This is a genomic window from Pyxidicoccus sp. M15 (genome assembly GCF_056858435.1).
The window spans coordinates 6,273,756-6,285,921 of the sequence record NZ_CM166495.1 but is presented as its reverse complement, the minus strand read 5'-3'; the positions used below and the strand labels follow the sequence as shown (position 1 = coordinate 6,285,921).

The following is a 12,166-nucleotide window of genomic DNA, read 5'->3' as shown; positions in this document are numbered from 1 at the left end:
CTTCCGCCTCAGGCGGTCATTCCGCCTCCGCCACGTCCTTCTCGAGGCCCACGTTGGTGGCGGCGCGGTTGTAGACGGCCTCGTCGAGCAGCCCCTCCTCGCGGGCCACCAGCACCGGCACCAGCATCTGCCCGGTGACGTTGGTGAGCGTGCGCATCATGTCGAGCACGCGGTCGATGGCGAGGAGGTAGCCCAGGCCCTCCAGCGGCAGGCCGGCGGAGCTGAGCACGACGGTGGCCATGACCACGGCGGTGCCGGGCACCCCCGCGGTGCCGAAGCTGCCCAGTACGGAAGCCAGGAGGATGATGAAGTACTGCGACGCGGACAGCTGCAGGCCGAAGTACTGCGCGACGAAGAGCGAGGCGATGGCCGGGTAGATGGCGCCGCAGCCGTCCATCTTGATGCTCGCGCCCAGCGGCACGGCGAAGGCCGCGTAGTCCTTGTTGACGCCCAGGTTGTGCGTGACGGCGCGCAGGGCCACCGGCATGGACGCGAAGCTGGACGAGCTGACGAAGGCCACCTGCATGCCGGGCGCGGCGCCGCGGAAGAAGCGCAGCGGGTTGAGCCCGTGCGCCAGCAGCAGGCCGCCGTAGACGAAGAGGACGTGCAGCGCGCAGGCGAGGTAGAGCGCGAACACGAGGCGCCCCAGGGGCAGCAGGCGCTCGAAGCCGTAGGTGCCGACGAGGGCGGCGATGAGGCCGAAGGTGCCCAGCGGGGTCAGCTCCAGCACGAAGCGGGTGACCTGAATCATCGCGTCGCTGGCCTCGCGGACCAGCTCGCGCAGGCGCGCCGTCTTCGCGCCCAGCTTGACCAGGGCGAAGCCGAGCAGGCCCGCGAAGAAGATGACCTGGAGGATCTTCCCTCCGGCGAGCGCGGCGAAGGGGTTGGTGGGCACGACGTCGAGGAGCACCTGCACGGGGCCGGGGACCTCACGCGGCGTATAGGACTCGGCGGGCTGGAGCTGGCCCACGCCGACGCCGGGCTCGAGCAGGGTGCCGGTGGCGAGCCCCACGCCGACGGCGAGCGCGGCGGTGATGGCGAACCAGAGGAACGTCTTCCCGCCGAGCGCGGCCACGCTCTTCTGCCCGTGGAGCGCGGCCACCGCGTTGATGACCGCGAAGAACACCAGCGGCGTGGCGATCATCTTGATGAGGTTGACGTAGAGCGTGCCCAGCGGCTGGAGCCACGGCCCCGCCGGAGGCCCCACCAGCCAGCCGACCAGCGCCCCGAGCACGAAGCCCCCGAGCACGCGCTGCCAGAAGGGAATGCGGAACCAGGCGGAGAAGAGCGTCTTCACGGTGGGCACCTCACGGAGCGACGGCGGACGATAACGGAGTGCATGGAGGCGCGCAGGAGTTCGCGGGCGGGAGGCAGTTGAAGTGTCCATGGACGGGGACACCGCCTCTGGAGTTGGACGGTGGCTGAGCCCGGAAAGCGCGAAGTGCGGGTGTGAAGCGGGCTGCCGAGGCCCGGCCCGTCGCTTGATGAGAGGCCCATGGGGGCATTGACGACCGTGGCCGTGCACAGCACGCTTCAGCGCATGGGACGGCACGCGAACGAACGTGGTGAGGCCTTCCCCCGGGCCCCCACGCAAGCGGAGTGGGATGTGATGGGACCGGAGGAGCGGGCACGGGTGGTGGAGTCCCTGCCCGATGAGGTGACGGACGCAGAGCTGGCGATGCCGGAGGGAGACCTCCACTTCCACGCCAAGGTGGAGACGCGGGACGCGCTCCTGGGCTACTTCGGCCGCAAGAAGCGCAAGGTCTATATCGGCTCGGAGCTGCCCATCTACTACCCGGGTGAGCGGCGCTTCGCGCCCGACCTGATGGTGGTGCTGGATGCGGAGCCCCACATGCGGGGCAAGTGGGTGGTCAGCCACGAGGGCCAGGGACTGGACTGGGTCATGGAGGTCCACGTCGGCGGCGACCGGAAGAAGGACGCCGAATACAACGTGGAGCGCTACGCCCGGCTGGGCATCCCCGAGTACTTCATCTACGACCGCGCGAGGGAGGAGCTGTTCGGGTACCGGCTGGCGACGCCCGGGGCGCGTTCTTACACCCCCATGCCACCCCGGCAGGGGCGCTTCGTCTCGGAAGCGCTGGGCCTGGAGCTGGAGGTCGTGGACGAGAAGCTGCGACTGTGGGCGGGCGAAAAGCTGCTGCTCGAATCCGCCGAGATGCTGGAGCAGCTGCAGGGGACGCTGGAGCAGGTCCAACGCCGCGCGGATGAGGCGGTGCTGCGGAACCTGGACCTGGAGCTCCGCCTGGCGGAAGCCGCTCGACTCCGAGAGGACGCAGAGCGACGCCTGGCCGAGCTGGAGGCCCGGCTGGGCCAGCGCCCGCCCCACTGACCTCCCCGGCCGACCCGGGTTTTCCCCCTGCCTCCCACACCGGGGGCAGGTAGGAGGCGGTCGCCTCCCCGGCTGGTGGCGCCTCTCCCCTCAGCAGGCCCTCCCTTTCGGGCCCGAGGAGCGATACACCTTGGCCACCATGGCCGAGACCTCTTCGCTCAACATCCCGACTGTCGACCTCGCCGACCTCGCGTCGGAGGACCCGGCGCGCATCGAGCGCGGCGCCGCGGCGCTCCGTGAGGCGTTTGGCGTCTTCGGTCTCGTCTATCTGAAGAACCACGGCGTCGACACGCAGGCCCTCAACCGCTACTACGACGCGTTCGCCGAGTTCATCGCCCGCCCCGCCGAGGCCAAGAAGCCCTACGGCCGCGCCGACATCTGGTACCAGCGCGGCTGGACGCCGCCGAACACAGAGGTCGCCGTCGCGGGCAACGGTCAGCCGGACTTCAAGGAGTGCTACTTCGTCGCGCCCTACCCCAACGACGAGCAGTCCGCCATGGAGTTCCCCGAGCTGTACCCGGAGAACGTCTGGCCCCCGGACGCGCCCGCCTACTTCCAGGAGGGCATCATGCAGCTGGGCCGCTCCCTCCACGAGGCCGGCCTGAAGCTCCTGCGCGGCGCGGCCCTGGCGCTGGGCCTGCCGGAGACGGTGTTCGCCGACTACTGCCAGCGCGCTCCGCACGTCACTCGCGCGCTCCAGTACCTGCCGCTCACCGCGTCGCAGGTGAACACGGACATCGTCTGGGGCGAGGAGCACACCGACTTCAACCTGCTCACGCTGCTGCCCGGGGGACGGTTCCTCGACCCGACCGGACGCGCGGCGCCGGGCCCTGACAACAAGAGCGGCCTGTACCTCCGTACGCGCGCGACGGAGAAGGACCCGAAGGGGCAGATGGTGCGAGGCACCGCGCCCGCCGGCTGCATCGTGGCCCAGGTGGGCCAGCAACTGGAGATCCTCACGGGCGGCACCTTCCTGGCCACGCCCCACGTCATCACCGCCCCGGGCGTGCCGGGCTGGCAGCGCCAGTCCGCCGCGCACTTCATGCACGTGCACACCAGCACCGTGCTCTACCCGCTGCAGAAGTTCCGCACCCCCGACGCGGTCCGGAACTACGCGCCGCCGGTGCTCGCGGGGACGTACGACATCAAGACGCTCGTGGACATCGGCCTCGCGCCCCCGAGCGCGCTCGACAAGCTGGGCTATCGCCACTACGACCGCCTCAACCGCCAGCGCTCCGAGTCGTAGGCGTCACTGATACACAAAAAAAACACAATCACAGCTCATGCAATTGCAATCACAGACATTTTCATGTCTGTGATTGTGATTGCATTTGGCTTTGCCATGTCCGGCGCGCCCCGGCGCGAAGCCTCTGCCGCTCCCGAAAACAACTGATAATTCGTTCATGTAGGCATGGCCATTTCCACGCCGCGCCGGCACCGGTGCGCACACGCGCTCCGGCGGTCCAAAAATCACTGAGCAAACGTTCATGTAGGCATTGCTCTTGGAGGCCCTGCTTCCAGGCCGCGCCGCGACCCCTGAAAAATGGCTGAAGACACGTTCATGTAGGCACGACACTTACCGCGCGATGGCGATACGCGGTCGCGACTGTCATTGAGACAACACGAGAGGGCGCCTTCAGGCCCTCTTGCTCAACGGTTCAAGCCGTGCCCGACGTTCGCTGTCGCATCGTGCGGCGCCCTCACGTTAATGGGACGACACGCCCCGCCCGGCGCGGTCAGTTGCGGACGACGAGCGCCACCGCCCTGCACGATGCCCGAAATCATCGACTTCAAATCGCTCTTCGAAGCCTCGCCGAATCCCTACATGCTGTTGGACCGCGAGCTGAGATACGTCGCGGCCAACGCCGCCTACCTGCGGGTGACGGCGAGCCGGCTCGAAGACCTCCTCGGGCGCTACGTCCTGGACGCGTTCCCGAACGACCCGAATGACCCGAACAACGCCAGTGCGCGCCGGCTGCGGGAGTCCTTCCACCGGGTCCTCACCGAGCGCGTCCCGGACAGCCTCGCGCTGATTTCCTACCGCGTGCCCCGGGAGACGGGCCAGGGCACGGTGGTCGAGGAGCGGTACTGGAGCGCCACCCACACGCCCATCCTCGATTCCGCCAGGGAGGTGGCCTTCATCCTCCAGCACACCGTGGAGGTCACCGAGCTGCAGCGGCTGAAGCAGGCCGTGCGGGACGCGGAGCAGGCGCGAGACCTGACCCCTGCCTCGTCGGAACAGGTCGAAGCCGGCGTCCTCCAGCGGGCCCGCTTCGTCCAGGAAGCCAACCTGACGCTGGACGCGGAGCGGCGCCACCTGCGCCGACTCTTCGAGCAGGCGCCCGGCTTCATGTGCTTCCTCCGCGGCCGGCAGCACGTCTTCGAGCTCGTCAACACGGCCTACTACCAGCTCGTCGGGCACCGGGAGATCATCGGCCGAACCGTCCGGGACGCACTTCCCGAAGTGGAGGGACAGGGCTACTTCGAGCTGCTCGACGGCGTCATCACCACCGGCAAGGCCTTCGTCGGCCATGGCCTGAAGGTCCTCCTCCAGCGGCATCCCGGCGCCCCGCTCGACGAGGTCTACATCGACCTGATGTACCAGCCCGTCATCGAGCCGGACGGGAGCACCTCCGGCATCTTCGTCCAGGGCCACGACATCACCGAGCAGAAGCGCGCGCAGGACGAGCTGCGCCGCTATCGCGACCACCTGGAGGAACTGGTCCGCGAGCGCACCCGCGCCCTCGAGGACAGCGAGGCCGAGCGCCGGCAGACGGAGGCCGCGCTGCGGCAGGCCCAGAAGATGGAAGCGGTGGGCAAGCTCACCGGTGGCGTGGCGCACGACTTCAACAACCTGCTCCAGGTCATCGGCGGCAACCTCCAGCTGCTGGACCGGGAGCTGGGCGGCAACGGCGCGGCCCGGCGGCGCGTCACCACCGCCATGGGCGCCGTCGACCGTGGCGCCAGGCTCGCGGCGCAGCTGCTCGCCTTCGCCCGGCAGCAGCCGCTGGAGCCCACCGTCATCAACCTCGGCCGCCTGGTGCGCGGCATGGACGACCTGCTGCGCCGAGCGCTCGGGGAGGACGTCGAGCTGGAGACCATCATCGGCGGCGGCCTCTGGAACACGTTCGCCGACCCCAACCAGCTCGAGAACGTCATCCTCAACCTGGCCATCAACGCCCGCGACGCCATGGACAGCGAAGGCAAGCTGACCGTCGAGGCCGGCAACGCCATGCTGGATGACCACTACGCCCAGCTACACCCGGAGGCGTCGGCCGGCCAGTACGTGCTGCTGGCCGTCTCCGACACCGGCTGCGGCATGACGCCGGAGGTCCTGGAGCGGGCCTTCGAGCCCTTCTTCACGACCAAGCCCGAGGGCCGGGGCACGGGGCTCGGGCTGAGCATGGTGTATGGCTTCGTCAAGCAGACCGGTGGCCACATCAAGATCTACAGCGAGGTGGGGCACGGGACGACCATCAAGATCTACCTCCCCCGCTCGCTCCAGGCGGAGGTGGCGCGCACCGACACCGTCATGGAGCCGGTGGAGGGCGGCACGGAGACGCTGCTCGTCGTCGAGGACGACCCCGAGGTGCGCGCCACGGCCGTGGAGCTGCTGACGGAGCTGGGCTACCACGTGCTCAAGGCCTCGGATGGCGTCAGCGCGCTCGCGGTGCTCCAGAGCGGCATCCCCATCGACCTGCTCTTCACCGACGTGGTGATGCCGGGCCCGCTGCGCAGCCCCGAGCTGGCGCGGCAGGCCCGGGCGCTCCTGCCGGACCTCGAGGTGCTCTTCACGTCGGGCTACACGGAGAACGCCATCGTCCACGGCGGACGGTTGGACCCCGGCGTCCACCTGCTGAGCAAGCCCTACCGGAGGGAGGACCTGGCCCGCAAGGTGCGCCAGCTGCTCCGGGCCCGCCAGCAGCGGCTCGCGGACCGCGAGCTGCTCGCCGTGGCGGCCGGGCGTGCTCCCTCGAAGGTGACGCCCCTGCGCATCCTCTTCGTGGAGGACGACGAGCAGATCCGCCTCCCCGCGAGCGAGCTGCTGGAGAGCCTGGGGCACGACGTGATGGCTGTCGGGAGCGCGGAGGAGGCCCAGGACGTACTGGCCAGCTCGCACGTCGACGTCCTCTTCACCGACGTGAGCCTGCCCGGCATGTCGGGCATGGAGCTGGCGCGCTGGGCTCTCGCCGCGGAGCCCGGCCTGGGCGTCATCATCGCCTCCGGACATGGCGGCACGGTGACACAGGGGAGCGGAGACGCGCTGGCGCGGGCGGTGGTGCTGCCGAAGCCGTACGACATCGCCCGCCTGACGCGGGCCCTCGAGAAGGTGGGACGCCAGCGCTCAGAATGACTGCCGCAGCAGCGCCTCCACCGCGGCCTTGCGGCCGGGGCTCAGCCGCAGGCGCGTGTTGTCGCGCAGCACCACCACCCAGCCCTTGTCGACGTCCGGCTCCAGCTCGCGGATGCGCTCCACGTTGACGAGCGTGGAGCGGTGCACGCGCACGAAGCGGCGTGGATCCAACCACTGCTCCACCTGGTTCAGCGTCTCGCGCAGCATGGGGCTGCGGGCGCCCGCGTGCAGCACCACGTAGTTGCCCTCCGCCTCGCACCAGTCCAGCTCCTGCACGGGCAGCAGCAGCACCTTGCCGTTCGTCTTCACGGCGATGCGCTCGATGTAGCCGCCCTCGGGGGGCGCGGGCGCCACCGTGCGCTCGGGCTCCGGCGCATGGGCCCGGTGGAGGTCGAGCAGCGCGGACAGCCGCTCCAGCAGGGCCTTGTCACGGCCCTGGGCCCGCTGCCGTCTCGCGCGCTCCAGCGCCTCCTCGAAGCGCCGGTCGCCGAAGGGCTTGAGCAGGTAGTCGAGCGCGTTCGCCTCGAAGGCCTTCACGGCGTACCGGTCGAACGCCGTCACGAAGATGACCGGCGGCATCCGCTCCGGCCCCACTTCTCGCAGCACGCCGAAGCCGTCCACCTCCGGCATCTGCACGTCGAGGAAGACGAGGTCCGGACGCTCGCGGAGGATGACCTCCACGGCCTCGCGTCCTCCCTCGCACTCGCGCACGGCCGTGACGTCCGGCGCGCGGGCCAGCAGGTGCTTGACGTTGTCGCGAGCCAGCGGCTCGTCGTCCACCACCAGCACGCGCCAGCCGGCCTGCTCCACATTGCCCTCACGCACGGCTCCGCGCCTCCTCGTCCGGCCCGTCCGCCCCGGCCTCCATGAAGGGCAACTCCACGCGCGCGAGCACGCCTCCCTCCGGCAGGTCCACCAGCGTCAGGCCATGGGGCGCACCATAGCGCTGACGGATGCGGTCTCTCGTGTTGGCCACGCCGATGCCCGTGCCCCCTGCCCCACCCGCCCGGAGCCCGGGGCCGTCGTCGCGCACCTCCAGCCGCAGCACGTCCCCGGCGCGCACGCTGCGCACATGGATGTGGCCCCGGCCGGCGCGGCGCGCAGTGCCGTGCTTGATGGCGTTCTCCACCAGCGGCTGGAGGATGAGCGACGGCACGAGCGCGCGCAGCGTCCCGGGCTCCGGCTCCAGGTGCACCTCCAGGCGGCCACCGAACCGGAGCTGCTCGATTCCCAGGTAGCGGCGCACCAGCTCCAGCTCCTCCTCCAGTGGCACCTCGTGGTCCCCGCGTCCCTCCAGGCTCGCGCGCAGCAGGTGGCCCAGCTCCACCAGTGCCTCCACCGCCTCCGGGTTGCGCTGCTGGCGCACCAGGCCCGTGACGGCGTTGAGCGTATTGAAGAGGAAGTGCGGGTCCAGCTGCGCGCGCAGGGCCCGCAGCCGCGTCTCCGCGAGCTGCGCCGCGAGGCGAGACTCCGCCAGCTCCCGCTCTCGCGCGCGCCTCGCGGCCCGGAGCGCGGCCCAGGCGGCCAGGAAGAGCAGGTACTCGAAGTACCCCACCGCGCCGCGCCGAAGCAGCAGCTCCCACAGTCCCGCTGTGAAGGACTGGCCGCGCGCGCTCCACTCCTGGAGCACGGCCATGACGGGCGCGAGGAGCAGCACGTGGAGCTGGGCGAAGCCCGCGCCCGCCACCAGCAACACGCCCAGGTGGCGCCCCAGCCTTGCCCCCTCCGGAGGCACGCGCTGGAACACGGCCAGCACCAGCGGGCCCAGGAGCGCCCAGGCGCTGTAGGGCACCAGCTCCAGGGCCAGCTTGAAGAGGAAGTCGCGCGGCTCCTGGGCATACGCGCGCAGGGCATGCGGCAGCGCGCCCAGGGTGCCCGCCGCCATGCCGAGCGCCCACACCTTCAGCGTCGCGGGCCAACGCCCGGGGCGCTCCGGAGCCTTCACCGTCTCCCACGCGCCGCCGTGGCTCATGACCCCTCTCGCACCATCGAAGGCCCAGCGTAGCGGATGAACCGCCCGGAGCGGCGAGCCAGGGGGCCCCTCAGGCTATGCTGTCGCCGCGCCGTGACCACTGGTTCCCTGGGCTCCGAGCCCGAAGACACCCCACCTGCCTCGCCCACGCCTCCGTCCCGGGTGCGTGGAGGCACGCTGTACGTGGAGGCAGAGGACGACCCGGAACCGCGGCCAGGCCCCCGGAACGCGCGCGGTCTCCGGCTCTCCACGGTGCTCACCGCCCTGATGGTTGCCGCGGGCCTGGCGCTCCCCGGAGTCGCCTCGTTCCTCCTGCGCCCGGAGCTCCCGCCGCCCAAAGCGCCGGCAGCGGGGCCGAACAGCCCCGGTACCACCGGCGCGTTGCCCGCCTCCACCCAGGGGGCCGGCCCCACCGGCGAGCCGCCCGCTCTCCGCGCGTCCATCACCACCAGCGCCCCGGGCACCCCCGGCGCTTTGCCGGCTCCTCGCGAGGCCACCTCCATCCAGGGCTCCGGCACCACCACCACCGGTGCGGCGCCGGCTCCCCGCGAGTCCACGAAGCGACAGGTGGTCGCCCGACTCGAACCACGCACCACGGAGCCTGCGAGCAAGGCCCTCCCCCTCCACGACTTCACGGAGGCGGAGCTGCGCGCATTGCTCGATGACCCGGACCGGCCCGCCGGGGAGCGCTCGGCGGCGGCGCTGGAGCTGCTCGACGGCCAGCTCATCCGGGGACGCTCGCGCTCCCTCGCGCGGGACGCGGAGCGCATCTTCCGGATGGACCTGCCCCGTCACCAGGGGCGACTCCCCGCCGAGCAGGCCGGCTGGCACTGGGTGAATGCCCTGAGCGTGCAGGGCGACAAGGCGAAGGTGCCCGAGGCGGGAGCAGCCTTCCTCCAGCGCTTCCCGGACAGCGCCCTCGCCCCCGTCATCGGCACCACGGTGAGGTCCACCGAGATGGTGCTCGCCAGCGAACAGCGCGCCCGACGGGAGATGGAGAACACGCTGCGGGCCCTGGAGGAAAAGCTGGAGGCCGAGTGCGCCCGGCTCGAGAGCCGCGGCGAGCCCACCACCCGGCTGCGCAGGGAGTTCGCCCGCCAGCAATGCACCGAACCGGCGAACGCGCGGTTCCATGACATGTCCGTCGTCACGTGTCGCGCCTTCCTCGACGCCTGGGCGCCCGGAGAGACCCGGGCGGAGCGCCTCGTGGTGCGAGACGCCCGGGTGGCGGAGATTGTCGCGCTCGTCGGCCTGCGCCGCTACACCGAGGCCCGTGAGCGCCTGGCCGCGTTCCGCGCCGTCGACCCCGAAGGAGAGCAGCAGACCATCGCCGCCTCCATCGTGGCCACCATCCCTTCCGGCGAAGACGAATGACGGCGCGGCGGGCCCGTGTGTCCACGCCCGCCGCGCCGCACTGCCACTACGGCTTCGGGAGCTTCGTCACGAAGCCGTCGGGGTTGCCCATCACCGTGTTGCCGTCGAAGGAGCCGCTGGTGAAGCCCCCGACGTACAGGTTCCCGGTCGCGTCCACCATCACCCCGGTGCTGTACGTCACCTCGTCCGCGCCATTGAGCCGCGCTGCGTCCTGCTGGACGACCCACTGCCGGTTGCCGGCCGTGTCGTACCTCGCGACGAAGTTGTGCGCCGCCGTCGTGCTGGCGCCCGCGGCGTTGCCGACATCACCGGAGCCGCTGCCCGACAGGTACACGCCGCTGGCATCGATGAAGAGCCCCATGGACCAGGAACCGCCGCCCGGGCCGCTGAGCTCCCGCGTCCACTGCTTCACGCCGGCCGGGTCATACTTCGTCATGAAGGCATCCGAGCCGGACGTCGGGTTCGGGTTGCCGTCCAGGCCGCCCCCGCTGTAGCCCGAGACGTAGACGCTGCCCGCCGGGTCCACCGCCGAGCCATACAGCCACACGTCCGTCGAAGGCGACCCGAGCTGCCGCGTCCACTGCTTCACGCCGGCGCCGTTGTACTTCACGACGAACAGGTCCTGCGCCCCCATGCGCACGTTCCCGTCGAGCGCCCCCGCCGTCCAGCCGGACACGTAGACATTCCCCGCGCCATCCGCGGAGACGCGCCGCCCGTTCGTCCGCGTGCCCGCCGCGCCCACCTTTCGCGTCCACAGCCGGTTGCCGGCGGCGTCGTACTTCGCCACGAAGGCGTCCGACGTGCCGATGGCGGGATTGCCGTCCAGGGCGCCCTCCACCGTGCCGGCGAGGAGGACGTTGTCCAGGCCGTCCACCGCCACGCCAAAACCCTCCGTCTTGGAGCCCGTGTTCCCGAGCTGCCGGGTCCACTGCTTCACTCCCGTGTAGCGGTACTTCGTCAGGAAGGCCTCGCGGAAGCCCGTCGTCGGCGTCCCGTCGATGGAGCCATCCACCAGTCCGGCCACGTAGATCTCCTCCCACGTCTGGTTGTGCGCGATGCCGTAGCCCAGGGCGATGCCGCCGGGCGCGCCAATCTGCGCCGAAAAGATCTTCGCTCCGCTCCAGTCCCGCGCCTGGAGGAAGGCGTCCATCAGGCCGACGAGCGGGGCGCCGTCCAGGCCCGGCTGCGTCATGCCGGTGATGTACGTACGGCCGGCCGGGTCTCCGGTGAGGTCATGCACGCGGGTGAAGCCCGCCGGCGCGCCGGTGGTCCGCGTCCACAGGGCCTGCTTCGTCGGGTAGGCCGAGGTGGAGCAACTGAGCAGCTCCAGCTTCCCAATCGACACCACGACGACGCCGGAGCGCGTGTCGTTGTCGTCCGTGATGTTCAGCCGGTAGCGGGTGTACGCGCCGGGAGACGCCACCACGAACTCGCGCCGCTCGTGGCCCGCCCAGTTGATCTGGTTCGTCCGGGTATCAATCACCACCCAGGCGGAGCCGTTCCAGCCCTCGAACGTCCACTGCTTCGGCGCTCGCGTGGTGATGGAGCCGTTGGCGTAGTTGATGGCGTAGCGCTGGATGCTCTTCGCCCCGTTGAACCACTGGTAGCCAATCCAGGCCGGCGTCTGGTTCTCCGCGGAGATCCACAGGGAGTTGGTGCCGTCGAACGCCTGCCAGGCCTCGTACGACGCGCTGTAGACACCGGAGCGTGACACGAGGCCGGAGGGCGTGGAGGCCCCCGTCATGACCGGGACCATGTTCTCGCAGGACAGCGCCTGCTCCTGGCTTCGCGGCGTACCCGCGGCCTCGGTGTCTGGGACCTGCTCTCCCCCGCAGCCCGGCGCGGACGCCAGGGCCACCGCGGACGTCAGGAAGATGCTTCGGATGGACTTCGGGACTCTCACGATGCCTCCTCGGAATCCGTGCGTGAATGCACGGAGACACCCGAAGGCATACCGACGCCTGCCCATACGCCCGGTATCAATGTGATGAAACAGCCGGAGCCAGGGACGAAGCCGTCCCCAGAGGGGACGAAGCCCTGACGCCGCGCCGCGTCTTGACCGGCAGGGCGTCCCGGGCGGATAGCCTGCCTGTCCGGACCTGAATGCTGATTCATA

Annotated in this window: 8 protein-coding genes; 4 read left to right on the top strand and 4 right to left on the bottom strand. The window is 70.6% G+C overall.

What is annotated here, in order from left to right; genetic code table 11:
- Nucleotides 1-16: 16 nt before the first annotated feature.
- Complete coding sequence (locus tag ACX9TP_RS23570; protein ID WP_482981977.1) at nucleotides 17-1,297, bottom strand: dicarboxylate/amino acid:cation symporter; 1,281 nt, start codon at nucleotides 1,295-1,297, stop codon at nucleotides 17-19.
- A gap of 243 nt (nucleotides 1,298-1,540) precedes the next feature.
- On the opposite strand from ACX9TP_RS23570, the gene ACX9TP_RS23565 reads away from it, so the two are divergent.
- The 3 genes from ACX9TP_RS23565 (at nucleotide 1,541) to ACX9TP_RS23555 (ending at nucleotide 6,704) form a co-directional block, all read left to right on the top strand.
- A complete protein-coding gene (locus tag ACX9TP_RS23565) occupies nucleotides 1,541-2,350 on the top strand; it encodes a Uma2 family endonuclease (protein ID WP_482982210.1) in 810 nt (269 codons plus the stop codon).
- Between the two features lie 139 nt (nucleotides 2,351-2,489).
- Nucleotides 2,490-3,596: an isopenicillin N synthase family dioxygenase gene (locus ACX9TP_RS23560; RefSeq protein WP_482982209.1), complete on the top strand. Its 1,107-nt coding sequence runs from the start codon at nucleotides 2,490-2,492 to the stop codon at nucleotides 3,594-3,596.
- A gap of 525 nt (nucleotides 3,597-4,121) precedes the next feature.
- On the top strand, nucleotides 4,122-6,704 hold the full coding sequence (locus tag ACX9TP_RS23555) for a response regulator (RefSeq protein WP_482981976.1): 2,583 nt from the start codon (nucleotides 4,122-4,124) through the stop codon (nucleotides 6,702-6,704).
- On the opposite strand, the gene ACX9TP_RS23550 is transcribed toward ACX9TP_RS23555, so the two are convergent.
- Nucleotides 6,696-7,529: a LytR/AlgR family response regulator transcription factor gene (locus tag ACX9TP_RS23550; RefSeq protein WP_482981975.1), complete on the bottom strand. Its 834-nt coding sequence runs from the start codon at nucleotides 7,527-7,529 to the stop codon at nucleotides 6,696-6,698. The two genes, ACX9TP_RS23555 and ACX9TP_RS23550, sit on opposite strands and share 9 nt — an antisense overlap.
- Nucleotides 7,522-8,676 carry a sensor histidine kinase gene (locus tag ACX9TP_RS23545; protein ID WP_482981974.1) on the bottom strand — a complete coding sequence of 385 codons (1,155 nt, stop codon included), beginning with the start codon at nucleotides 8,674-8,676 and terminating at the stop codon, nucleotides 7,522-7,524. The genes ACX9TP_RS23550 and ACX9TP_RS23545 overlap by 8 nt, the downstream gene beginning before the upstream one ends.
- A 93-nt stretch (nucleotides 8,677-8,769) precedes the next feature.
- On the opposite strand from ACX9TP_RS23545, the gene ACX9TP_RS23540 reads away from it, so the two are divergent.
- Nucleotides 8,770-10,050 carry a hypothetical protein gene (locus tag ACX9TP_RS23540; RefSeq protein WP_482981973.1) on the top strand — a complete coding sequence of 427 codons (1,281 nt, stop codon included), beginning with the start codon at nucleotides 8,770-8,772 and terminating at the stop codon, nucleotides 10,048-10,050.
- A 46-nt stretch (nucleotides 10,051-10,096) separates the two neighbouring features.
- On the opposite strand, the gene ACX9TP_RS23535 is transcribed toward ACX9TP_RS23540, so the two are convergent.
- On the bottom strand, nucleotides 10,097-11,953 hold the full coding sequence (locus tag ACX9TP_RS23535) for an SBBP repeat-containing protein (protein ID WP_482981972.1): 1,857 nt from the start codon (nucleotides 11,951-11,953) through the stop codon (nucleotides 10,097-10,099).
- Nucleotides 11,954-12,166: the final 213 nt, after the last annotated feature.